Raw genomic sequence first — 20,863 nt, forward strand, 5'->3', positions numbered from 1 at the left:
AAAAGCTATTCCTAAGAATAAAGATAAAAAGATTGATTTGCTCTTAAATTCTTTAGATAAAAAATCATTTATTCCAAGGTTAAATTTTTTAATTTATACAAATAAAAATTATAGTTATAAAGATTCTTATACAAAAAAAAATAGATATTTTTATTTAAAAGGAAATCTAGAAAATAAATATAAATTTGAAAGAATCTTTTTTCAGTTACAAGATAAAAACAGATTAGGAATTGTATTACATTCAAAAAATATAGATTTTCTTAATTCATATATAAATGCAAAATATGAAGATTTATTTAAACAAAAAATATTTAAATATTTCAATGAACTTTTTGATAATAACCCTTCTATAAATAAATTAACTTGTAATGAGAAAATCTCTATTATGCAATGGAGAGCTTCACAACCTTCTGAATTCTCCGTCCCATTATCTTTGCAATTTAGTAGAAAATATAGAATCGGATTTTGCGGGGATTGGTTTGAAGGAGAAGGGTTTGGTAGGATAGAAGGATCAATTTTAAGTGCTTTACTATTAGTCAATAAATTTAAGACCTAATAAAATATTTTTTTTAGTACTTTATCAATATTAGTGTTTTTTTTAATAAGGAATTCATTATTTTTACTATTTATACTTTTATTTTTGAATTTCTCGTAATAAATATCCCAGGATTTCAAGAAATCATTCTCAGCTTGTTTTTTGGCTTTACCTCTTTCTTTTAAATCTCTTTCGACAACTCTTTTCATACAAAGATTTTTATTTATTTTTAATTCTAAAAAATAGGAATTTTTATTATGTAAAGGTTTTAAGAATTTATTAACAAAAATACCTTCAACAATTAAGAATTTAATATTATTTGTTTTGGTTAAGGAATTCTTTATTATTTTTTTTTCGAAATCATAATAACGCAGATGGTTAGAAGAACCATTCTTGAGAATAAATTTAAAATCTTTTTTAAATAGAGTGTAATTAAAACTAATTCTTCTATCAAAATAACCTTCTATAAATTTTGAGAGTAATTTACTAATTAGCCCTGTTTTATAGTAATTATCTGTACTTAAAATAAAACCATTCTTAATTTTTAAAATTATTTGATTTGATAATGATGTTTTACCGCTACCAGAAGGACCACTTATAAATATTAGCTTCATTTTCTATGATCTGATTTCTATTAAGTATATTTTTACTATTAGTAAAAACTTTTAATTATGGAAAGTAAATTTTTTTCTTTTCCAAAATTTTAAGTGATTTAAATAAGTAGCAAATTATTATAAGCTTGCATAAATATTAAATATGTGTCTTTATATAAATGTAAATAAATTAATTTCATTCAATTTCTATAGTTTTGTTATTAATTCCTATTGGAATTTGATATTATATAAATTGAACAATTAATTTTATTACTTATATATCTCTCTAAATGATTTCTAAATTTTTAAGTAAACTAAAGTCGATTCTATTTAAAAGTACAGGATCCTCTGAAACTCCTTTAAAGAAAGAAAAAAAAGCAACTAAATCTTCAAAAACAAAATCAAAAGTAAAAACAGTTAATTCAAAGAAGATTATTGCAAAATTAACTACAATCCCAGGTGTTGGAGCAAAAAGTGCTAAGGCTTTATATGAGGCTGGATTTAAAACAACCAAAGCAGTTATTGCAGCAGATGAAAAAGATCTTCTTGCTGTTTCAGGCGTTGGAATAAACCTAGTTAAAAAGATTAAAAAACTAAATAAATAAATAATTTTTACTAATATTTAGGTTTATTTAAAGTAGTAATATTTAACTCAAAATTATTTCTTGTATGTATTAAAGCTATCTTCTTCTAGCTTTTCTTCTTTGTTGCAACTTTCTTTTATATTTTTCTATAGGTGTTTCATGATGCCTTAGTCTTTTTAAATCTGCAAAAATACCTGATTTAGATACTTGCCTCTTAAATCTTCTAAGGGCAGACTCAATCCCCTCATTTTCTCCAACTGTAACTTGTGTCAAAATTTTATAAATAAATGAAATTCTAGCATCTTATATGCAATATTTTCAATTTAAAACTCTAACTATGATTTTTATCCATTGAGGTTATTTTTTTGCCCACTCCAAAAAAGCTTTTTTATTGTTTTTTATATCGTGCAAGGATTCAAAATAATATTTTTCCCAACTATCTTTAGGCAGTCCAAGAAACAACATTAGATTTAATGGGTATTGATTACTATCAGAACAATTTCTAAAGTCATCTCTGAATAAAAATATTACCTTTTTAAGAGCAATTGCAATACCAAGTTCAATCATTACACCTTCATCTGGGGGCATTCCATTAACTATGGCAAAAATGGCATCACATTTTTTTAAATCATTAAAATTAATTTTTGCTATGTCGTATGCCCAATTACCTTCATTTTGTATTAGGTTGCTTGTCCTCTCAAAAGGTTCATAAACATCTATATTTAAGTCATTGAAGATATTAATGAATTGACATAAAAGTTTTTTTGTTTGTTTTGAAAATCCATATGGATTAGCTAAATATAATTTCTTTTTCAAATCAAACCTCTTTTTTTCATGTATTCATTACGTTCATTATTAAAATTTATAGCGTTTTCCCATGGGAAAACTATCCATTCTTTCTTTTCTGATATATGTACTGCATTCCACCATTTTGGCTCGATTTTACTAAACAATACAAAAAACATCGTACCTTCAATATCTTTAAAGGTTTCTAATGTAATACCCGTTTCATAAATATCATCTACTATTAATGAATTTTTTATTGGTTCTGAAATTAATTTTATTTTTAGCTTATGGCTTAGTGCAACAGCAAGACATAAACCACCCCGAGGGACACCATATATTCCAGAAAACTCTAAAAACTCACATTGTTTAGATATGTGTTCTACACACTCATCAAATTCACTCCAAGTAAAATATTTTATCATCTTAATTTTCTCTTCTTTAAGTTGCCGTTGCGAAATTGGATGCAATTACACTTAAAAGTGCTACTACCTGCTCATTTGGACAATTAGTTTTTTTTTTAAATTTTCACATTCTTTTATTATCCTTGAATAAGTTTCCTCTACTATTCCATTCATTTGATCATTACTAAAAGAATACGGCTTATTCATTTTTAATTAATAATTAATTATATTTTTACTTAAATTTTCTCCGAAGTAAATATGCCCATCATTTTAAGATATAGTCATTACCACATAGGGCTATTTAGTTTTTCAATACCAAGTTCATTTGGGACATAAGTATGTAATTTTTCAATCTTAATAGCCCATTTTTTTGAATTACCTTTTAAACCTTCACTTTTAATTAGGTTTGTTAAGGAAATTCTTTTTCTAACTTTAAGAAGTCCTAGGCAAGTTTCCCAAGCTTTTTGTTCTTTATATGTATCTACCCAAAAATCAAAAATACTTTCCAAGAGATCCAGTGGGATATCAAAAGAAATTCCAATTGAAGGTTTTGCTTTTAAATATTTTTTATTTCTTAGTTCATTAAATAAATTATTTATATTTAAATTTATAGCGAAAAGGATATCTTTTGCTGATTCATTTCCAATTAATTCTTTTCTATGGCAATCTAAAAGATTTTTATCCTCTAGAATTTTTTCATCACAATTTTTGACTCCCACAATCCAGAACCCCTCTCCATTTTTTTCTCCACTAGCAAGAAATAGGTATTGACTTGAATTCTGCAAAATTTCAAATTATTTATTCATTTTTAACATTTTTTGGTAGTTATGAAAATATCTTTAACTGAAGAATTAAAATATTAATTTCTAATTAAAAAAAATAACTTGTTAAGATTTAGTTTTAAGAATAATGTTTGACTTTAAAGAGCTAAAAATAATGTTTTTAGATCCTACTGATTTGATAATCAACAATATAAATAAATTTCTTAGTCGAAATAAAATAATAAAATTTATTTTTTCTTAGGAAATAATTTCCCTATTTTCTCTTGTTGTAAATACTCCTTTTTTGTTCTTATTTTTTTATCTTCTATCGATTCTTTATTAGTGCTTACAGCATAAATAATATAAAAAATCATACCTGTAAAAATTAATCCTAAAAATAGTATGAATATACCTATAGGTTGACTAGGACTAAATATTTTGATATCTAAGGCTGAATTTATAGCTAAAATCATTAATAAAGTGATTCTTTACATAACATTTATTGAAATCTAATTAATTTCTTCATAACCAAAGAATGTAGTATTGTCAGAATTTTTATATCCATTAGCGGCTTCTTGTAGATTCTGACTGTCAAATTTTCTTGCTTTAGCATGTATCATGTTGAAAGGAAAAATAATAGCTCCAATAAAAAAATGCAGTATTAAAAAATCAGAAGGTAATCCGTTTGACCAATCAGGAAAAAATAGCAAAGTCATCAAAGATTCGTTCATATTAGTAATTCTATTAAACCTTTGAATATTATTACCGAACTTATCTCAATGCTATTAACTTTTAATATATTGAAATTTAACTTAGCTTTTAAGAAATATTAGATTCAATTGAAAAGACAACAAAAAAAACTACTATTGTATTAGTGTATTGATTTATAACTATTGTTAAAGTTATTTTTTGGTTTGATTTTCTTTGTAATTTCCTTACTTAATCCTCTAATGGGATTCGCATTTGATACATCAGACCCTAGTGTTAGCTTACTCCAAAATAGAATATCTAATAATTTCTCCAGAAAATATTGCAAAGCTATTCAAAATGGTTTTTCTAAAGATGAAGCAATGAAATCCGCTATTGTTAAAACAGAAAATATTATATCGTTTTCTTATAATCCACAAAAAAAATGGATTGAAAAAGAAGATTTGGCCAATCAAATTTCGTTTCAAGTAGTGAATGATTGTGGATGGTCATTTGGATTATTTGGAAAGGAGGGAGTTGATTATTTTAAATCATACTTTCTAGAAGTTTATGAAAAAACTACTCCTGACAAAAATTTTTCTCGATAATTAAGCTCATGAATAATATTTCTGACAAATTGGTAATGATTATAATCTTAATTACGATTCTTTTTGTATTTGGCTTAATTTTTTCAGTAAAATCTCCCGAGAGAAAAGTTATAGATTCGCCAATAATGTGGAAAGATGAATATTCTAAAATGTCGATTATTAGGAGCTACAAAAATAAATCCGTAGTGAAAATAACAATTTAAATAAAATTCAATGTTATTTTAAAAGCTGAAAATATATTAAATACTCTTAAAAAATATTTTTAGGAAACCTAATCAAATCAAAATCCCCTTTTTGTTAATTTAAATAATTCAAAAGAACAGACGCTAATCTTAAATCATCATTTAACCACGCACGTATTGCCATCGCCCTTCTAGGATCATAAAAATTTTGTTTTCTGTACCAACTAAGAACTTCCGAATCTGATTTTTTTCCATTACATGACAAACAACATGGTACACAATTTCTTGTGCGGCTACTTCCCCCTTTTGACATTGGATGAAGGTGATCAAGTGATTCTGATGGGTTACCACAATAAATGCATTTATATGTAGTGATTTTATGAAGAGAATCTCTCCAACTTTTATTACTTATCTTGGGACATAGCTGATCAAGGTAAATTGCATCTTTCTTATGCATAATATTCTTGATAATTTTATTGATAATAACAGTTTTTATTAAACTATGATTGAATAGATAGAAGATAATACGTTTTAAATCGTCAATTTATCTTTGAAATAATAATATTTCAAATTAATATTTAGAATTTAGAATTAATGTTTTATTTATTAACAACATTAGTAAATACGTTTGATTATTCTTTTTATAAAAGTATATCTATTTTTTTGATATCCTTCTTTTCCAATACCTTTTCAGCAATTTCTGGAGGTGGTGCAGGCTTAATACAATTGCCAGCTTTAATTTTAACTGGGATTCCTTATTATCAGGCTCTTGCTAGTCACAAGTTCGCAACAGTAGCTTTAGGAATAGGCGGTTCATTAAGAAATTTTAAATCTATAAAAAATGATATTCACGTAGCTTGGCAAATTTTAATTTTTGGATTACCCGGGGTGGTTTTTGGGGCTTCTATAGTTGAATTTATATCAGAACGATATTTATACTTAGTTTTAGGAATAATTTCGATAATATTAGCATTTTACTCATTTCTAAAATCAGATTTAGGGTTGTCAACTCGTAAAAAAAAGCTTACTTTAACTCAAAAAATTAGATTTTCAATTTTTATTTGCCTAATAGGTATTTTGAATGGTTCTATTTCTTCAGGAACTGGATTGCTTGTAACAATACTTCTAATAAAAACCTTTGGGATGGATTTTCTTCGTGCTATCAGCTTGACATTCATTACTGTTGGGATTTTTTGGAATTTTACTGGAGCAATTTTTTTGATTAACATAGCTTCAGTCCCTTTAAATCTATTAATATTATTAATAATGGGCTCTTTTTCAGGCGGATTTTTGGGAGCTCATTTGTCAAAAATAAAAGGAAATAGATTAATAAAAAAAACTTTTACAATAGTTTCTCTTTTTGTTGGGATTAGTTTATTTATTAAATCCATAATAAGTTTTTTGTAGATTAATTATTTTTATTACTAATGTGGGTGTTCTCATAAAAAAACAAAAAGAATGACAGTTATTAACGATAAATTCAATTTTACCTTTTTTCATGATCCTAACCGTTATTGAATTACTCGTCGTATTAAATAATATTCTTAATTGAAACCTTGTTTATTAATTTTAAAAAAAAAGGCCTCACTAATGTGGGGCCGGGTGATGGGGAATCTTATTTTTAAACCAATTTCATACAAATTGCAACCCCCTATCTGTAGCGCCACCTTTGTAGTCATAAAACACTACAGATAGCGCTATACCAATTCTCTCATATTATGAGTCTTTAAATTATGAATTAATTTTTAATTTTTAACTTAAGGAATATACTTCTTATCTCAAGATTTCAAGTCTTTTAAGTAATTTAACTTGTTAAAAATGTCAAGCACTGTATTATTCGTAAGAACTCACTTAGTTAAAAAGCTTTAATGATTGAATTAACATTAATAACTCTTTTGAACTATGTTGGAGATAATTTCTGTGAATATAGAAATCTTGGTCATGATAATTATAAATCTTTACTTCTTTCTTACAGTGATGCAAGTAATAAATTTGGACCATTAGAGGTTAAAAAGGTTATTGAGAAGTCAGAAAATTTTAAAGTTACAGCTGTTGCTATTGCTGCAATTAAGTGCCCTCAGCATATAGTTAAATAATGAAGTTTGAATTAAAGACTGATAATGAAAACTATTCAAAGTCATTTTCATATGTTTTAGTTATTGCTTTTATTTTCGCGCTGATAATTATCCTTTTTGATATTGCATTGAAATTAGGAATAATTGCTAGACATTATAAAATAGACTACAATTGTAAGCTTTTATCTGTTGAAAAAGCGACAACTAATTTCAAGAGATTATCTAGGCTCTCTAATCTTAAAAGTAAACAACGAATTTGGGAATTTTGCAGGGAGGTTGTTAAATAATATTTAGCTAGAGGCGGATGAATAGAATTTTAATGCAAATAACCAGAACTTTCTAGAAGTCGTGAGGAATACTATGGTAACAGCACCTTCAAGCAATATTTTCCATAATTGAGAAAGACCTAGGAAAACTTCAGACGGTATTGTGGTTATAAATGCAATAGGAATAAAAACACTAAAAAATATTCTTAGAGAAAATGAAAATGAATTTAAAGGAAATCTTCCAATATAAAGGAAGGATCTTAATACTTCTGTGGCATTCCATGTCTTAACAAACCAAATAGTAGTTGTAGAAATAAAAAACCATAAGCTATATAAAATGCAAATTGAACACATTATCGTAATCAAAGATAATGCCAGAAAACCTAAATTTAAATTTATTTGATTAATTTTGATGCAGTATAACAATAAGCAAAACCCAAGCATTATTTCTAAAAAGCCTGATGGGTTTATCTTTTTTAATGAGATATAAAATTGACTATCAATAGGTTTTAAAAGTACGAAATCTAATGTTCCTTCTCTTATATGTTTAACTATTTCGGTAAGATTAGGATTGAACCATGTATTAGTTATTCCATTTAAAATTGTATAAATACCTTGAATTATTAGTGCTTGTTCAAATTCCCAGCCTCCAATAGTGCTAGTATTTTGAAAGAAAATAGATAATAAAAAAATACTCCCTATTAAACTTAAAATTGCAGTAATTAAATCAATTAATATATTAGTTTTATACTCAAATTCTGAAGCTAATGAAGTATGCAAAAATTTTTTATAAACTTTTAAATATTTTCTTGGTTTCATGATCCCATCGCAGTATATTTTTTCGTTCCTGCAAACCAAATTTTTCTAAATACTGGAAAAAGTAAAATAATCCATAGAATTTGCATACTAAGGCCTCCACTGATATTTGTAGTATTACCTGATAGTATGTTCGCAGGGAAATCTATTAGATATGGAAAAGGAGTTAAATAAATCCAGGATTTAACATATTCGGGAAACGAAGCTACTGGAGCCAAGAGGCCTGAGAGAAATAAAGTTGGGATAAATAGCAATCTTTCTATTGATGATGCTTTTTCTGTCCAGAAACATAAACATGCAACTATTGACTGAATTAAAAATTGAATTAGGAAAGATAAGAAAGTCGATATTATTGATAACAATAAAATACCTAAATTTGGTATCCATATACTTCCTGGATTAAAAATAAAAAAGAAAAATGCAATAATAATAGCGAAAGGAAACCTTGTTATTTGTTCAGCAAGATGCTGTGCTAAATACCTGAAAAATGGGTTTAAAGGTTGAATTAGATAAGGAGATACTTTCCCCATAAGAGAATCCTCTTCAAAGCTAAATACAACCCAAACTACTGAAAACTGCCTAACAAAAAAAACACACAAGAAATATCTAGAAAGCATTACATCACTAATGTTTATGGATTCATTAAGATTATTGTTTGTCCATATGTTTAACATGAAAAAAGGAATAACTCCTGAAATAGCCCATAATGCAATCTCTACTCTATATTCCAACATGTTTGAATATTGGACTTTTAATAAGGTAAATATTTTACGTTGAATCAAATTAGATATCATAATCTTTTTGTATTAATATTTTCCCAATAATTTCATCTATAGGTGGTTCATTTATGTAAAGGTCTTCAATGTCAAAATTATTAAGGATGGTTTTCAGTGACGAAGTAATAAAAGTATTTTCAACTTTTATAGTAATTTCATTCTTTGTTTTATTTTTAATAGTAAAACCTGAATTTTCTAATTTAATTGCATCTTCCTCTGAGCGACATACTATTAATATTTCTTTAATTGGAGATAGTTTTTTTAATAGCAGATCAAGTTTGCCATCATATGAGATGGATCCATTGTGAACACATATAACTCTCTTACATAGCGAAGTAATATCTTTCATGTAGTGACTTGTCAGGCATATCGTTGCATTAGTCTCTTGGTTATATTTTTTAAGGAATTTTCTTAAATTTCTCTGTGCATTAATATCTAGACCAAGTGTAGGCTCGTCTAAAAATAGAATATTTGGTTCATGTATTAGAGCTGCTAATAATTCTGATTTCATACGCTGACCAAGCGAAAGTTTCCTAACAGGTATGAAAAGCTCATCTTCAATTTCAAGCATGTCTGATAATTTTTTTATTCTTTTTTTTGCCTCAAATTTATCTAAGTCATATATTGATGCATTTAAATAAAAAGATTCAATTGGTGGAAGATCCCAAATTAGTTGCTGTTTTTGACCCATTATTAAGGTGATATTCTTAAGGAAATTTTCTTTTCTTTTGTACGGTAAGTAACCTGAAACTAAAATTGAACCTTCGCTGGGATAAATTAAGCCGCAAAGAATTTTTAAAATTGTTGTTTTCCCAGCTCCATTAGCTCCTAGAAAACCTAAAATTTCCCCCTCTTTAATTTCAAAACTTATATCTTTTATAACCTTTATACTTTTTGATTGTCTCCTGAAAAAGTGTTTAATTGTCCCTTTCAGACCTGGTTCTTTGGTCGCAATATCAAACGACTTAGACAAGTTTTTTACATCAATAATATTTTTAATCATTTTAATTATTTAATTTCTTAAGATTTTTATTTATTTAAAAAATATCTTTAAAAGATACCACTAGCCAGAGAAAAAAATTAATTGGATTAAGTAACTCGCTAATCTTATTTTTGTTTTCATACTTTAATTTCCTTAAAATATCAAATATCAGATTATTATCTTTTGCATCATTAAATTTTTTTATTACATCACCATTTTCGTCGAGGATATCAATTTCATCTTCAAAAAACCATTGCTCTTTGCCATTAGATAATTGCAGTACAACTCCAATACCCTTCCCATCAGTTATTTTGAAATCACTTATCTTCCCAATGGAAGAAACATTAATAGCATCAATAATTTCTTTATTAAGCCTATCCTTAGAAAGTTCTAAATTTACTTGAACAAAGTTTCCTATTTTAGCTATATCTAAAATTGACATTTTTTAGGTCATTATACTTATTTGAAAGTGAGTTACGTGACTAATTCTAAATAATTGATTAATTTAAATAATTAAGATTTTTTGAATATAGCTTCAAGTATTCTTTTTATTGAAATTGTTAATATTCTCAAGAAGACAAAAAACAAGCCTAACCACCCTAAAACAACAGCTATTGAAAGCAAGCTTGAACCTAGATCACGTTGTAGCAGATTTTGCATGTTTTTCTAAATTAATAGATTGCACTCTAACTTAAAAACTTACTTATTCAAAAAGAAAAGGGCCAACATTCTTATTTTTTAAAACTCATAATTATTTAAATATTTAAGAGAAATGATTTATGAGCTAAAATTTACAATAGAAACTTAATTACATTTTTTGGAACTATCTTTGAACTCTTATATTGGAATTTTCCTTATCATTATTGGTTTAATTGTAAGAGTTGATTTTAAATTCTCCATGCAAAAGGATCTTAAATAAGTTCTTATGAATTCTTTTTGATAGTACTTATATTACAGCGGTTTTTTATATCTTTGTAAAATGTTGAAGAAACAAACTAATGAAAAAACAAAAAAGCAGCCTTGAAGCTGCTTCTAAATGGTGGCGGGGGGGAGATTTGAACTTCCGACCTTCGGGTTATGAGCCCGACGAGCTACCAGACTGCTCTACCCCGCGGCATATACATAGCATACATCTGAAAGGGTTATTTTTTTCTATTTCTTTAGGATTCTTGGAACTTTAATTGACCTTTAACTTCTATTCGCACTCCTTCAGAAAAATCAAACACATTTTCTTCAATGTCTTGAATTCTTAAGTCAGATATCCACTCTAACTGTTTGAGTAAGTGAAGGCTAACAGAATGCTTGGCTCTTCTGGAACCATCTTCTACTTTTAAAGCCAAACCTATACCTTCATTTACCTTACATAGGCACTGTATTCCCTCTGCACCACCTTTACCGATTACTTGACCATGAGAAGCCTTAATTATTTCTGTATCAAATTTATTATTGTCACTTATCATTATTGGGTTTGTTGTAATAGCTCTACTGATTTGTTCTAGTTCAGCATTGTCGGAACTGCTTAGAAGTGAATATAACTTTGACATTTCTAATAGTTTTAAATAAAGAGTTGGAGCGCCACAATCATCACGTTCTGCGTTTAATTCAGATGGCGGGATTTCAAGTAATTCAGAAATAATTCTGAATATTTCGATTTGTAGTGGATGATCTCCCTTTAAGTAACTATCTAGTGGCCAATTCATTTTTTTGCAAGTCGCTAAAAAAGCAGCATGTTTACCTGAACAATTATGTTCTAATGGACTTGTCTTAGTTTTTGGACATTTTAGATTATTAATGTCTATATCATATTCCCATAAAATTTTGAAGGCTTCTCTTGAATGCATTTTTGATCCACTATGTGAGCCGCATGCTAATGCAATTGATTTTGAATCATTATTGATTTTCGAGGCAGCTCCACTGCTGACAAAAGGTATTGCTTGAAACGGTTTTAAAGCTGACCTTATGAAACTTTTATATTCTGGATTACCTGCGCACATTAAAACCCTTCCTTTTTTGTCGGTAATTACAGCGTGAATTTTATGGATTGACTCAATATTTGATCCTCTTATTAGGAATGCTTCTAAGGGAGGATTATTTGATGTATAGAGATTTTTGAAGTTTGAACTCATTTAGAAATTATTATATTGAAAAAGCAAAATTCCTGATAAAGCTAAGACTGAGATAATAGAAAAAATTTGAATTATATTCTTTAAAATAGGCTTTACTTCAATTGAGGCAATAAGTGATTCTTTTTCTTTTAAAACTAATGGCTTTAACCATACTTGACCGTCATACCAACCGGACTCTTCGTACTCTACTCTTTCAGATGTCAATCTCTTGAATATATGATTCCAACCAAGATACAACCTGATAGCAATCAAGAGAGGTATTGACAAGCTGCTAAAAAAACTTAATAGAATATACTTTAAAAGGTTTGTTTTGAAATATATACTTCCTGAAGAAATAACAAGAAATAGAAGAAAAGCACATGCCCAGAATTTTATTAATACTGTAATTAGTGATTTTTTTGTTTTAGGCCAGGAAAAAATGGTAGATTTTGATAATTCAATGAATTCATTTGTGGGTTGTTGCTCTTTGGGGACGGGACATTTAGATTCGTTCATAAAATAATAATTATGGAAATGTAAGATTATCTCCATTACTCCAGAATGATTCAAGGTCATAAAATCTTCTTATTTCTGGTTGAAAAATATTTACAATCAAATCACCATAATCAAGTAAAGCCCACTTCGCTTCGTTTACCCCTTCTTTTCGTATTGGTTCAATTTTAGCTTTCTCTCTAAGTTCCCCCTCTACAGAGTTAGTTATAGATCTAACTTGTACATCCGATAATCCCTCCGCAATTAGTATCCATTCACTAATAAAAGATACCTTGTCAATTTTTATAAGTTTTATATGTTTTGCCTTTTTTTCATCACAAGCTTTAGCTGCCATTAAAATCAAACTTTTATTGTCCATATACATTTTCGCTTGAGACTGATGTTTCTGAGCCTTCTTGCTGAGACATTTCTGATCTAGCTTTTTCTGCACTTTTTCTTAAGGCATCCAATCTATCCTCAAAGAAACTTCTTTTTTTCTTTTTTCGAGTTTTCTCAATTAACTCCTTTAATGCTCCACCAAGACTTTTATAAGCATTTGGAATACTATATCCAAATCTACAAGCAAGATCTATAGCTCTTTCATCTGCAAAAATAGCATCTTGAAGTTTTTTTTCAGAATTATTTTTTATATATAATCTATATCCTGCAAAACTTGATAAACCAAGCGCAAGTAATAAAAGAAGACCATCTTGTACCCACAACTCCCCTATAGCTCCTCCAAGACCTATCGCAAGAGCAGCCATTTCCCATCCATCTCTGGGAATAGTATCATTTTGAATTTTCCCAATTTCGTGCCAAAACAATAGATTCCTGTGGTCAATAGCAAAGTTATCCCATTCATCTAAATCTATTTGAATTTCTACTTCGTCACGACCAATTTCCTCAAGTGCTATAAGAGGAGGGTCTATAGCAGCTGCAGCTTCAACAAATACCCAACTCTCATTCTCTGGAGGCAATAAACTTTTAAGTCGCTGAAGTTCGCTCATAAAAAATTAATTTCTTTCAATACTATAGAAACAAATGTTGCTTTTCAAGTAACTTGATTAACATCTGATGATTTATAAGTAGCATGAAATAAATCAAGGTTTAATTATGCCTCAAAGAGGTGATCTTAAAAAAATCCTTATTCTAGGTTCAGGACCAATTGTTATTGGACAAGCTTGCGAATTTGATTACTCTGGTACGCAAGCATGCAAAGCTTTAAGAAAAGCTGGTTATGAAATTATTCTGATAAATTCAAATCCAGCATCGATAATGACTGATCCTGAGATCGCGAGCAAAACATATATTGAACCATTGACTCCTGAAATTGTCTCTCAAATTATTTTGAGAGAAAAACCTGATGCCGTTCTTCCCACTATGGGAGGTCAAACCGCTTTAAATCTTGCAGTTAAATTATCAGAGTCAGATTTTTTAAAAAAAAATAATGTTGAATTAATTGGTGCTGATTTAAAAGCCATCAATAAAGCTGAAGATAGAAAATTGTTTAAAGAATCGATGGAAAAAATAAATGTAAATGTTTGCCCATCTGGGATAGCTTCTAATTTGACTGAAGCTAAAGAGGTATCAAAAAAGATTAATTCCTACCCTCTTATAATAAGGCCAGCATTCACTTTAGGTGGTGTAGGAGGTGGAATCGCTTTTAATCTTGAGGAATTTATCGAGTTGTGTAAAACAGGATTAGAGGAAAGTCCAAGTAATCAGATATTGATTGAAAAATCACTTATTGGATGGAAGGAGTTTGAATTAGAGGTGATGAGAGATACTTCAGATAACGTTGTAATTGTTTGCAGTATCGAAAATTTAGACCCAATGGGTGTCCATACTGGAGATTCGATTACTGTAGCTCCCGCACAGACTTTAACAGATAAGGAGTATCAGAGATTGAGGGACTTGTCATTGAAAATTATTAGAGAGGTAGGAGTTGAAACAGGTGGGAGTAATATTCAATTCGCAATAAATCCAACGAATGGAGACGTAATTGTCATAGAAATGAATCCTCGTGTGAGTAGATCCTCTGCTTTGGCAAGTAAAGCAACTGGATTTCCAATAGCTAAGATTGCAGCTTTATTATCTGTTGGCTACACACTTGACGAAATTATTAATGACATTACAAAAAAAACACCGGCATGTTTTGAGCCATCGATTGATTACGTTGTCACCAAAATTCCTAGATTTGCTTTTGAAAAGTTTAAAGGCACTTCAAAAATCTTAAGTACTGCGATGAAATCCGTTGGCGAGTCAATGGCGATTGGTCGATCTTTTGAAGAGTCATTTCAAAAAGCATTAAGGTCCCTAGAGGTCGGAATTAGCGGCTGGGAATTCGATTCACTTGAAGAATATAAAAACGAAAATGATTTAAAAAATAGTTTAAGAAACCCTACATCTGAGAGGATTCTCATAATTAAAAAAGCTATGCAGCTTGGAAAATCAAATTCTTATATTCAAGAAGTGACAAATATAGATTTATGGTTTATCGAAAAATTGCGCAATATTTTTAATTTTGAAATTGATTTTTTGAAGGAAAAAGAACTTTATTCTCTTGATAGAGATTTGATGCTTCATGCTAAACAATTAGGGTTTTCAGATCAACAAATCGCAAAGTTAACTAATTCTGATTTTTTTAAAGTTAGAGAATATAGGAAAGATCTTAATATTAATCCAATTTATAAAACTGTTGATACTTGTTCGGCAGAGTTCTCATCCTCTACTCCATATCATTATTCTACTTACGAGGAGTCATTTATTAATCTTAATTCTCAAATTTTTGATAGCGAGATTTCAAATAATAATGAATCAAAAAAAATTATGATCCTAGGAGGAGGTCCAAACAGAATTGGTCAGGGAATAGAATTTGATTACTGTTGTTGTCATGCATCATATCAAGCTTCTGCAAATGGTTATAAAACAATAATGGTTAATAGTAATCCTGAAACTGTATCAACAGATTATGATACTAGCGATATTTTATATTTTGAGCCTGTAACTTTAGAGGATGTTCTCAACATAATAGAAGCTGAAAACCCTCATGGTTTGATTGTTCAATTCGGAGGTCAAACTCCGCTGAAAATATCATTACCTTTATTTGAATGGCTTAAATCAAATGATGGAGTTAAAACTGGCTCAAAAATTCTTGGGACTTCTCCAATCTCTATCGATTTAGCGGAAGATAGAGAGGAGTTCACAAAAATACTTGAGGAATTAAATATTAGGCAACCTTTAAATGGTATAGCTCGTAATCAAAAGGAAGCACAAACCGTAGCAAAAAATATTGGATTCCCTTTGGTAGTAAGACCCTCTTATGTCTTGGGAGGAAGGGCAATGGAAATTGTTAAAAATGAAAATGAATTATCGAGATACATCTCTGAAGCCGTTAAGGTGTCGCCTGACCATCCAATACTTCTTGATCAATATTTGAATAACGCTATTGAGATAGATGTAGATGCTTTATGTGATTCTGAAGGTTCTGTTGTAATTGCTGGTCTTATGGAACATGTTGAACCTGCTGGTATTCATTCTGGAGATTCAGCTTGTTGTTTACCATCCATTTCTCTTTCTAAATCCACTATAGATACTGTTAAGAGCTGGACAAAATTAATAGCTAAAAGACTGGAAGTTATTGGTTTAATTAATTTGCAGTTTGCGGTAACAAATATAAATAACAAAGAAAATAAATTATTTATTCTTGAGGCAAATCCAAGAGCTTCTAGAACAGTTCCATTCGTTTCAAAGGCCATAGGTAAACCCATTGCAAAATTAGCTACCCAATTAATGCAAGGTTTAACATTAGAAGATGTTAATTTTACCAAAGAATTTTATCCAAAATATCAGGCAGTAAAAGAAGCTGTTTTGCCTTTTAAAAGATTTCCTGGATCTGATACACTCTTGGGTCCTGAGATGAGATCCACTGGAGAAGTAATGGGTTTAGCTAAAGATTTCGGAATTGCTTATGCTAAATCGGAATTGGCATCGGGAAATGGTGTCCCCTCTGAGGGAGTAGCGTTTTTGTCTACTAATGATTTAGATAAAAAGAATCTAGAAGAAATTGCTAGGGAATTGTTGATTTTAGGATTTAAATTAATTGCTACAAAAGGTACAGCTTCATATTTGGTAGATTTAGGCATTCAAGTTGATGAAGTGCTAAAAGTACATGAAGGTAGACCGAATATAGAGGACTTGATTCGGTCGGGACTTGTTCAATTAGTAATCAATACTCCAATAGGATCTCAGGCACTTCATGACGACGCATATTTAAGACGTGCAGCTTTAGAATATAACATTCCAACTTTTACAACTATTCCAGGAGCCAAGGCGGCCATTAAAGCAATCAAAGCATTGCAAAGTAATCAAATTTACACTTACTCTTTACAAGAGATCCATAATTATTAGAATTTCATTCTAAGTTTTTTAATTTTTCTCTTAATTGATTAGCTAAAGCGTTTCTGCTTATTGACAGTAATTTCAAAGTGTCTTCATGCATTTTTAATTGTGTTTCTGCTATTTGTAAAGCTTTTATAGATTCTTTTATTTCATTAGAAAGTTCATTTATAAAATACTTCTTTCCTTCAAAGGTTAAGACTGGATTTTCTGAAGTATTTGTGTTTTCACTCATGGATTTAACTTTTTAATAATTAAGATAGGATTATAATTTTTTAATCAATTGTTTTTCACATAATTCTTTATAAATCCCTTTTTTATTGAGTAAATCAATATGTTTCCCAACCTCAATTATTTCCCCCTTATCGAAGACAATTATTTGATCTGCCTCTTGAGTTGTGGATAATCTATGAGCAATTACAATAACAGTTCTATTTTTCATAGCTCTATTAAGACCTTCTTGAACTTCTGATTCTGATTCTGCATCTAATGCACTTGTGGCTTCATCTAATAGAAGAACAGATGGATTCCCTAGTATTGCTCTTGCGATTGCTATCCTCTGTATCTGCCCACCTGAGAAATTTGATCCTCTTTCAGTTATTTTAGTTTCATATTTATCAGGAAGCTTTTTAATGAAATTATGAGCATTTGCTGTTTTTGCCGATTCTATAACTTCTTCTTTAGTAAAAGGCCTTCCCATTCTTATTACATCAATAATTCTTCCTGAGAATAAAAAAGGCTGTTGTTGCACTAGTGCAATATTTTTTCTTATATCTTTTGTCTTTAATAATTTTAGATTTTTATCGTCTATAAAAATATCTCCGTTTTTTGGGGTTATAAATTTTAATATCAATGCCATCATGGTACTTTTACCAGCCCCTGAAGCTCCAACGAATGCTGTAATTTCTCCTTTTTTAATATCTAAATTTATATTTTTAAGAATTTGATTATCCTTTTTGTATTCAAAGTTTACTTTCCTGAAACTTATTTTGCCTTCAATATTGGATATTCTTTTTGAATTTTCTTTATCATCTTCGATGGGTTCTTGATTTATTTTATTTAACCTTTTTATTGATGCTTCTGCTTGTTTAAAGTCATTAAAATTTGTACTCACATGGCTTATTGGATCAATAAGCATCAATATGGCTGCAAAAAAACTACTAAATTCTTCACTTGTTAGAAGCCCAAGGTTAATTCTTGCAGCTCCTAAACCTAATATTGCTAATATTCCAAAGGCTTCTATAAACCCTACTACGGGATGCTGAAATGCTAGTAACTTTAGTGTTTTATATCTTGCTTTTTTATTTGCACTTAATTTTTTATAAAATCTATTCTCTATCCAATGCTCGGCGGCAAAAGCTCTTACAGTAGCCATTCCATTTATAGATTCTCCTATTAAACCCGCTAAGTTACTAGTTGATTCTTGGCTTTTTTCAGATGCTAATAAAACTCTTCTTCCAAAACTATTAACTGAGAGAATAATCAATGGTGCCAATACAAAAGTTGATAATGTGAGTGACCAATCCAAATAGAACATATATATTATTACCGCGAACAATTGTAAAGTACACGGAATAGTATCCTGAGCTGTTTTATAAATAACTTCGCTTACTCTATCAGCATCTTCTGTAAGTCTATAGGTGATATCTCCTGCTGAAATCTTTTCAATAGAATTCATATCTATTTTTTGAATTTTGCTAAATAAATTTCTTCTCATTACTTCACTAATTTCTAAAGATGGTTTCGCTATAAATAAATCTTGCCCAAATTGAGCTGTTTTTTGAATTAAAAATACGAATAAAGACTTAACTATTATGCTAGAAACTTTTGATAGATCTCCAGATCCAATTGCTGGAATTAAGTTTCCAGCTAAGTACGCTAATAAAGGCCAACAAGCCACGTAAATTAGCATGCATATAAAACCCTTAATAAATCTATTTAGATATTTTCTGACCGAAGGTATTAATCTCAAGATATTATATAAATTATTATTTATCCTACTTTATCAATATCTTTTGGTATACAAAACAATGAAATTAGATCAATACTTAAAATGGAAAAATTTGGTATCTTCTGGTGGAGAGGCAAAAATTCTTATTAGATCTGGTTCTGTGAAAGTTAATGGTTTAGTTGAAACTAGAAGAGGGAGAAAGTTAAATAAGGGTGACAAAGTAATATTTCTAAAAAATGAATTAATTTTTGAATAGTTGGCCTATTCAGCTCGGTTTATATTATTATGATTTTCTTGGAGATAGTATTTTGAGAAAATCTGTTATTGCTGGTAATTGGAAAATGCATATGAACTGTGCAGAAACTAAGTCTTATTTAAAAGAGTTTATACCCTTAATAAAAAACATAAAGGATGATCGTAAAGTTGTTATCGCTCCACCTTTCACAGCTATTTCAACTTTTTCTGTTCATTCTGATTTTGATTATTTAGATATATCTAGTCAAAATATTCACTGGGAAGATGAAGGAGCGTTTACTGCGGAGATATCCTCAAAAATGCTTCTTGAACATGGGGTCTCATATGCAATAGTTGGTCACAGTGAACCTAGGAAATATTTTAGTGAAAGTGATGAACAAATTAATAAAAGAGCAGTTTTTGCTCAATCTAGTGGACTTACCCCAATAGTATGCGTTGGAGAAACATTAGAACAAAGAGAGAGAGGAGAAGCAGATAGAGTTATTACTAGACAGGTTGAACAAGGACTGGAAAATACAGATCCATCAAATCTTATAGTTGCTTATGAACCAATTTGGGCTATTGGGACAGGTAGAACATGTGAAGCTAAAGACGCTAATAAGATATGTTCTTTGATTCGAAAATTAATAGGTTTTGATGATGTAATTATCCAATATGGAGGATCAGTTAAACCTAATAATATTGATGAAATTATGTCGATGAGTGACATAGATGGAGTTTTAGTTGGAGGGGCTTCCTTAGATCCTAATAGTTTTGCAAGAATTGCAAATTATCAATAAAAAAAAACCATGGCCGAAAGGCTGGGGAAAGAAAACGTCAATTATGGGGGTTATTAATTTAACTCCTGATTCATTTAGTGATGGAGGAGATTTTAATTCTCCAAAAAAAGTTTTATATCAAGTTAATCAATTTATGCAGAATGGGGTTGATATCGTTGATCTTGGTGCTCAGAGTACGAGGCCTGGTGCAGAAGAAGTTGGATCTAATATAGAAATAAAAAGGTTAATACCCTATTTAAAATTAATAAAATCTGAATATCCAGAAATTTTAATTTCTATTGATACATTTAATTCTGAGGTGGCTCACGAAGCTCTATTAAATGGCGCTAATTGGATAAATGATGTTACTGGAGGAAGAAGGGATAAGAATATCTTAGATGTTGTTTCAAAATTTAACTGCCCATTTGTCATAACTCATAGTCGTGGAAATAGTCAAAATATGAATCAATTTTCAAGATACGAAAATGTATTGAGTGAAGTTAAGTGCTCTATTGAGAATTTGATAAAAAATGCTTTAGAGAAAAATATACCTAAAAAAAATATAATTGTAGATCCTGGTATTGGTTTTTCAAAAGATATAAATCAAAACCTAGAAATTTTAAGAAACTTAGATGTATTTAAAAAACTAAATTTACCAATTTTAATTGGTGCATCTAGGAAAAGATTTATAGGGGAAATTTTAAATGAATTAGATCCTAAAGAAAGAGATGTTGGCACATTAGCAATAAGTTGTCTCTGTTCCCATTTTAATATTGATATTGTGAGAGTTCATAATGTAAAAATGAATTCTCAAATTCTAAAAGTTGCTGATAAGATTTACAGAAGGTAGAA

30 protein-coding genes and 1 tRNA gene are annotated in these 20,863 nt (G+C 29.2%); 10 read left to right on the forward strand and 21 right to left on the reverse strand.

The genetic code is table 11. The annotated features are described in order from the left end of the window. Window positions 1–37: 37 nt before the first annotated feature. A complete protein-coding gene (locus EU92_RS10200) occupies window positions 38–556 on the forward strand; it encodes a hypothetical protein (protein ID WP_241432574.1) in 519 nt (172 codons plus the stop codon). On the opposite strand, the gene EU92_RS03210 is transcribed toward EU92_RS10200, so the two are convergent. Beyond that, the gene (locus EU92_RS03210) at window positions 553–1,149 is read right to left on the reverse strand and encodes a uridine kinase family protein (protein WP_032514464.1); all 597 of its coding nucleotides are present in this window, start codon (window positions 1,147–1,149) and stop codon (window positions 553–555) included. The genes EU92_RS10200 and EU92_RS03210 overlap by 4 nt on opposite strands. Before the next feature lie 269 nt (window positions 1,150–1,418). On the opposite strand from EU92_RS03210, the gene EU92_RS03205 reads away from it, so the two are divergent. Further along, on the forward strand, window positions 1,419–1,733 hold the full coding sequence (locus EU92_RS03205) for a helix-hairpin-helix domain-containing protein (RefSeq protein ID WP_032514462.1): 315 nt from the start codon (window positions 1,419–1,421) through the stop codon (window positions 1,731–1,733). Window positions 1,734–1,808: 75 nt separating this feature from the next. On the opposite strand, the gene rpsU is transcribed toward EU92_RS03205, so the two are convergent. The 7 genes from rpsU to EU92_RS03175 all read right to left on the reverse strand — a co-directional run bounded on the left by rpsU (window position 1,809) and on the right by EU92_RS03175 (window position 4,391). Further along, window positions 1,809–1,985 carry a 30S ribosomal protein S21 gene (rpsU, locus tag EU92_RS03200; protein ID WP_002806486.1) on the reverse strand — a complete coding sequence of 59 codons (177 nt, stop codon included), beginning with the start codon at window positions 1,983–1,985 and terminating at the stop codon, window positions 1,809–1,811. A gap of 84 nt (window positions 1,986–2,069) precedes the next feature. After that, window positions 2,070–2,528, reverse strand: a complete 459-nt coding sequence (locus EU92_RS03195) for a nucleoside 2-deoxyribosyltransferase (RefSeq protein WP_032514461.1) — start codon at window positions 2,526–2,528, stop codon at window positions 2,070–2,072. Continuing rightward, the gene (locus tag EU92_RS03190) at window positions 2,525–2,920 is read right to left on the reverse strand and encodes a phosphoribosyltransferase (RefSeq protein ID WP_032514459.1); all 396 of its coding nucleotides are present in this window, start codon (window positions 2,918–2,920) and stop codon (window positions 2,525–2,527) included. Before EU92_RS03190 ends, EU92_RS03195 begins: the two co-directional genes overlap by 4 nt. Window positions 2,921–2,983: 63 nt before the next feature. Further along, on the reverse strand, window positions 2,984–3,106 hold the full coding sequence (locus EU92_RS10295) for a hypothetical protein (protein WP_275040528.1): 123 nt from the start codon (window positions 3,104–3,106) through the stop codon (window positions 2,984–2,986). Window positions 3,107–3,183: 77 nt separating this feature from the next. Further along, window positions 3,184–3,684, reverse strand: coding sequence for a hypothetical protein (locus EU92_RS03185; protein WP_032514458.1), 501 nt, complete (start codon window positions 3,682–3,684; stop codon window positions 3,184–3,186). A 224-nt stretch (window positions 3,685–3,908) separates the two neighbouring features. Beyond that, window positions 3,909–4,133 (reverse strand): hypothetical protein, encoded by a 225-nt coding sequence (locus EU92_RS03180; protein WP_032514457.1) that lies wholly within the window; start codon window positions 4,131–4,133, stop codon window positions 3,909–3,911. A gap of 36 nt (window positions 4,134–4,169) precedes the next feature. Next, window positions 4,170–4,391, reverse strand: a complete 222-nt coding sequence (locus EU92_RS03175) for a hypothetical protein (protein ID WP_032514455.1) — start codon at window positions 4,389–4,391, stop codon at window positions 4,170–4,172. Between the two features lie 162 nt (window positions 4,392–4,553). On the opposite strand from EU92_RS03175, the gene EU92_RS03170 reads away from it, so the two are divergent. After that, entirely contained in the window at window positions 4,554–4,955 is a 402-nt protein-coding gene (locus tag EU92_RS03170) for a hypothetical protein (RefSeq protein WP_032514453.1), read from the forward strand. A 297-nt stretch (window positions 4,956–5,252) separates the two neighbouring features. Here the strand turns inward: EU92_RS03170 and EU92_RS03165 are convergent, their stop codons facing one another. Beyond that, window positions 5,253–5,594, reverse strand: a complete 342-nt coding sequence (locus tag EU92_RS03165; RefSeq protein ID WP_032514452.1) for an HNH endonuclease — start codon at window positions 5,592–5,594, stop codon at window positions 5,253–5,255. A 137-nt stretch (window positions 5,595–5,731) separates the two neighbouring features. On the opposite strand from EU92_RS03165, the gene EU92_RS03160 reads away from it, so the two are divergent. The 3 genes from EU92_RS03160 (at window position 5,732) to EU92_RS03150 (ending at window position 7,499) form a co-directional block, all read left to right on the forward strand. Beyond that, a complete protein-coding gene (locus EU92_RS03160) occupies window positions 5,732–6,544 on the forward strand; it encodes a sulfite exporter TauE/SafE family protein (RefSeq protein ID WP_032514451.1) in 813 nt (270 codons plus the stop codon). Between the two features lie 461 nt (window positions 6,545–7,005). Next, window positions 7,006–7,233 (forward strand): hypothetical protein, encoded by a 228-nt coding sequence (locus EU92_RS03155; RefSeq protein WP_032514450.1) that lies wholly within the window; start codon window positions 7,006–7,008, stop codon window positions 7,231–7,233. After that, entirely contained in the window at window positions 7,233–7,499 is a 267-nt protein-coding gene (locus tag EU92_RS03150) for a hypothetical protein (protein ID WP_032514449.1), read from the forward strand. The genes EU92_RS03155 and EU92_RS03150 overlap by 1 nt, the downstream gene beginning before the upstream one ends. A gap of 3 nt (window positions 7,500–7,502) precedes the next feature. Here the strand turns inward: EU92_RS03150 and EU92_RS03145 are convergent, their stop codons facing one another. From EU92_RS03145 to EU92_RS03115, 10 genes are all read right to left on the reverse strand, one after another. Continuing rightward, entirely contained in the window at window positions 7,503–8,297 is a 795-nt protein-coding gene (locus EU92_RS03145; RefSeq protein WP_032523579.1) for an ABC transporter permease, read from the reverse strand. Then, window positions 8,294–9,088, reverse strand: a complete 795-nt coding sequence (locus EU92_RS03140; protein ID WP_032514446.1) for an ABC transporter permease — start codon at window positions 9,086–9,088, stop codon at window positions 8,294–8,296. The genes EU92_RS03145 and EU92_RS03140 overlap by 4 nt, the downstream gene beginning before the upstream one ends. After that, window positions 9,078–10,073, reverse strand: coding sequence for an ABC transporter ATP-binding protein (locus EU92_RS03135; protein WP_032514445.1), 996 nt, complete (start codon window positions 10,071–10,073; stop codon window positions 9,078–9,080). The genes EU92_RS03140 and EU92_RS03135 overlap by 11 nt, the downstream gene beginning before the upstream one ends. Window positions 10,074–10,107: 34 nt before the next feature. After that, entirely contained in the window at window positions 10,108–10,494 is a 387-nt protein-coding gene (gene petP, locus EU92_RS03130; RefSeq protein WP_032514444.1) for a cytochrome b6-f complex subunit PetP, read from the reverse strand. 71 nt (window positions 10,495–10,565) lie between these two features. After that, on the reverse strand, window positions 10,566–10,712 hold the full coding sequence (locus EU92_RS10145; RefSeq protein ID WP_193741795.1) for a hypothetical protein: 147 nt from the start codon (window positions 10,710–10,712) through the stop codon (window positions 10,566–10,568). Between the two features lie 377 nt (window positions 10,713–11,089). Continuing rightward, a tRNA-Met gene (locus EU92_RS0109120) sits at window positions 11,090–11,166 on the reverse strand. A 46-nt stretch (window positions 11,167–11,212) separates the two neighbouring features. Continuing rightward, window positions 11,213–12,178 (reverse strand): asparaginase, encoded by a 966-nt coding sequence (locus EU92_RS03125; RefSeq protein ID WP_032514443.1) that lies wholly within the window; start codon window positions 12,176–12,178, stop codon window positions 11,213–11,215. Further along, a complete protein-coding gene (locus EU92_RS0109125) occupies window positions 12,179–12,673 on the reverse strand; it encodes a CGLD27 family protein (RefSeq protein WP_032514442.1) in 495 nt (164 codons plus the stop codon). It lies immediately after the preceding gene. 10 nt (window positions 12,674–12,683) lie between these two features. After that, complete coding sequence (rsfS, locus tag EU92_RS03120) at window positions 12,684–13,028, reverse strand: ribosome silencing factor (RefSeq protein ID WP_032514500.1); 345 nt, start codon at window positions 13,026–13,028, stop codon at window positions 12,684–12,686. Continuing rightward, window positions 13,018–13,656: a DUF3318 domain-containing protein gene (locus EU92_RS03115; RefSeq protein ID WP_032514441.1), complete on the reverse strand. Its 639-nt coding sequence runs from the start codon at window positions 13,654–13,656 to the stop codon at window positions 13,018–13,020. The genes rsfS and EU92_RS03115 overlap by 11 nt, the downstream gene beginning before the upstream one ends. 106 nt (window positions 13,657–13,762) lie before the next feature. Between EU92_RS03115 and carB the strand changes: the two genes are divergently transcribed. Next, on the forward strand, window positions 13,763–17,059 hold the full coding sequence (gene carB / locus EU92_RS03110) for a carbamoyl-phosphate synthase large subunit (RefSeq protein WP_032514439.1): 3,297 nt from the start codon (window positions 13,763–13,765) through the stop codon (window positions 17,057–17,059). A gap of 4 nt (window positions 17,060–17,063) precedes the next feature. On the opposite strand, the gene EU92_RS03105 is transcribed toward carB, so the two are convergent. Together EU92_RS03105 and EU92_RS03100 are read right to left on the reverse strand one after the other, a co-directional pair. Then, window positions 17,064–17,282 carry a DUF6447 family protein gene (locus EU92_RS03105; protein WP_032514437.1) on the reverse strand — a complete coding sequence of 73 codons (219 nt, stop codon included), beginning with the start codon at window positions 17,280–17,282 and terminating at the stop codon, window positions 17,064–17,066. Between the two features lie 30 nt (window positions 17,283–17,312). Continuing rightward, entirely contained in the window at window positions 17,313–18,959 is a 1,647-nt protein-coding gene (locus EU92_RS03100; protein WP_052045067.1) for an ABC transporter ATP-binding protein, read from the reverse strand. Between the two features lie 118 nt (window positions 18,960–19,077). Between EU92_RS03100 and EU92_RS03095 the strand changes: the two genes are divergently transcribed. Genes EU92_RS03095 through folP form a run of 3 tightly spaced genes read left to right on the forward strand, consistent with a single transcriptional unit; the run spans window position 19,078 to window position 20,861 of the window. Next, complete coding sequence (locus tag EU92_RS03095; protein WP_032514433.1) at window positions 19,078–19,254, forward strand: RNA-binding S4 domain-containing protein; 177 nt, start codon at window positions 19,078–19,080, stop codon at window positions 19,252–19,254. A 52-nt stretch (window positions 19,255–19,306) separates the two neighbouring features. Then, entirely contained in the window at window positions 19,307–20,032 is a 726-nt protein-coding gene (gene tpiA, locus EU92_RS03090; protein WP_032514499.1) for a triose-phosphate isomerase, read from the forward strand. Further along, entirely contained in the window at window positions 20,016–20,861 is an 846-nt protein-coding gene (gene folP, locus EU92_RS03085; RefSeq protein WP_052045070.1) for a dihydropteroate synthase, read from the forward strand. Before tpiA ends, folP begins: the two co-directional genes overlap by 17 nt. Window positions 20,862–20,863: the final 2 nt, after the last annotated feature.

Origin of the sequence: Prochlorococcus marinus str. MIT 9107, assembly GCF_000759855.1 — a bacterium.
GTDB classification, from domain to species: Bacteria; Cyanobacteriota; Cyanobacteriia; order PCC-6307; family Cyanobiaceae; genus Prochlorococcus_A; species Prochlorococcus_A marinus_N.

Excerpts from the sequence above, each read along its gene's own strand:
- EU92_RS03210 (WP_032514464.1), bottom strand. The coding sequence starts at position 1,149 with ATGAAGCTAATATTTATAAGTGGTCCTTCTGGTAGCGGTAAAACATCA.
- EU92_RS03160 (WP_032514451.1), top strand. The coding sequence starts at position 5,732 with ATGTTTTATTTATTAACAACATTAGTAAATACGTTTGATTATTCTTTT.
- EU92_RS03095 (WP_032514433.1), top strand. The coding sequence starts at position 19,078 with ATGAAATTAGATCAATACTTAAAATGGAAAAATTTGGTATCTTCTGGT.
- EU92_RS03190 (WP_032514459.1), bottom strand. The coding sequence starts at position 2,920 with ATGATAAAATATTTTACTTGGAGTGAATTTGATGAGTGTGTAGAACAC.
- EU92_RS10295 (WP_275040528.1), bottom strand. The coding sequence starts at position 3,106 with ATGAATAAGCCGTATTCTTTTAGTAATGATCAAATGAATGGAATAGTA.
- EU92_RS03125 (WP_032514443.1), bottom strand. The coding sequence starts at position 12,178 with ATGAGTTCAAACTTCAAAAATCTCTATACATCAAATAATCCTCCCTTA.
- EU92_RS03175 (WP_032514455.1), bottom strand. The coding sequence starts at position 4,391 with ATGAACGAATCTTTGATGACTTTGCTATTTTTTCCTGATTGGTCAAAC.
- EU92_RS10145 (WP_193741795.1), bottom strand. The coding sequence starts at position 10,712 with ATGCAAAATCTGCTACAACGTGATCTAGGTTCAAGCTTGCTTTCAATA.
- EU92_RS03140 (WP_032514446.1), bottom strand. The coding sequence starts at position 9,088 with ATGATATCTAATTTGATTCAACGTAAAATATTTACCTTATTAAAAGTC.
- rsfS (WP_032514500.1), bottom strand. The coding sequence starts at position 13,028 with ATGGACAATAAAAGTTTGATTTTAATGGCAGCTAAAGCTTGTGATGAA.
- EU92_RS03165 (WP_032514452.1), bottom strand. The coding sequence starts at position 5,594 with ATGCATAAGAAAGATGCAATTTACCTTGATCAGCTATGTCCCAAGATA.
- EU92_RS03145 (WP_032523579.1), bottom strand. The coding sequence starts at position 8,297 with ATGAAACCAAGAAAATATTTAAAAGTTTATAAAAAATTTTTGCATACT.
- EU92_RS03180 (WP_032514457.1), bottom strand. The coding sequence starts at position 4,133 with ATGATTTTAGCTATAAATTCAGCCTTAGATATCAAAATATTTAGTCCT.
- EU92_RS03135 (WP_032514445.1), bottom strand. The coding sequence starts at position 10,073 with ATGATTAAAAATATTATTGATGTAAAAAACTTGTCTAAGTCGTTTGAT.
- EU92_RS03150 (WP_032514449.1), top strand. The coding sequence starts at position 7,233 with ATGAAGTTTGAATTAAAGACTGATAATGAAAACTATTCAAAGTCATTT.
- petP (WP_032514444.1), bottom strand. The coding sequence starts at position 10,494 with ATGTCAATTTTAGATATAGCTAAAATAGGAAACTTTGTTCAAGTAAAT.
- EU92_RS03155 (WP_032514450.1), top strand. The coding sequence starts at position 7,006 with ATGATTGAATTAACATTAATAACTCTTTTGAACTATGTTGGAGATAAT.
- carB (WP_032514439.1), top strand. The coding sequence starts at position 13,763 with ATGCCTCAAAGAGGTGATCTTAAAAAAATCCTTATTCTAGGTTCAGGA.
- EU92_RS03100 (WP_052045067.1), bottom strand. The coding sequence starts at position 18,959 with ATGCTAATTTACGTGGCTTGTTGGCCTTTATTAGCGTACTTAGCTGGA.
- EU92_RS03205 (WP_032514462.1), top strand. The coding sequence starts at position 1,419 with ATGATTTCTAAATTTTTAAGTAAACTAAAGTCGATTCTATTTAAAAGT.
- EU92_RS03115 (WP_032514441.1), bottom strand. The coding sequence starts at position 13,656 with ATGAGCGAACTTCAGCGACTTAAAAGTTTATTGCCTCCAGAGAATGAG.
- EU92_RS0109125 (WP_032514442.1), bottom strand. The coding sequence starts at position 12,673 with ATGAACGAATCTAAATGTCCCGTCCCCAAAGAGCAACAACCCACAAAT.
- EU92_RS03105 (WP_032514437.1), bottom strand. The coding sequence starts at position 17,282 with ATGAGTGAAAACACAAATACTTCAGAAAATCCAGTCTTAACCTTTGAA.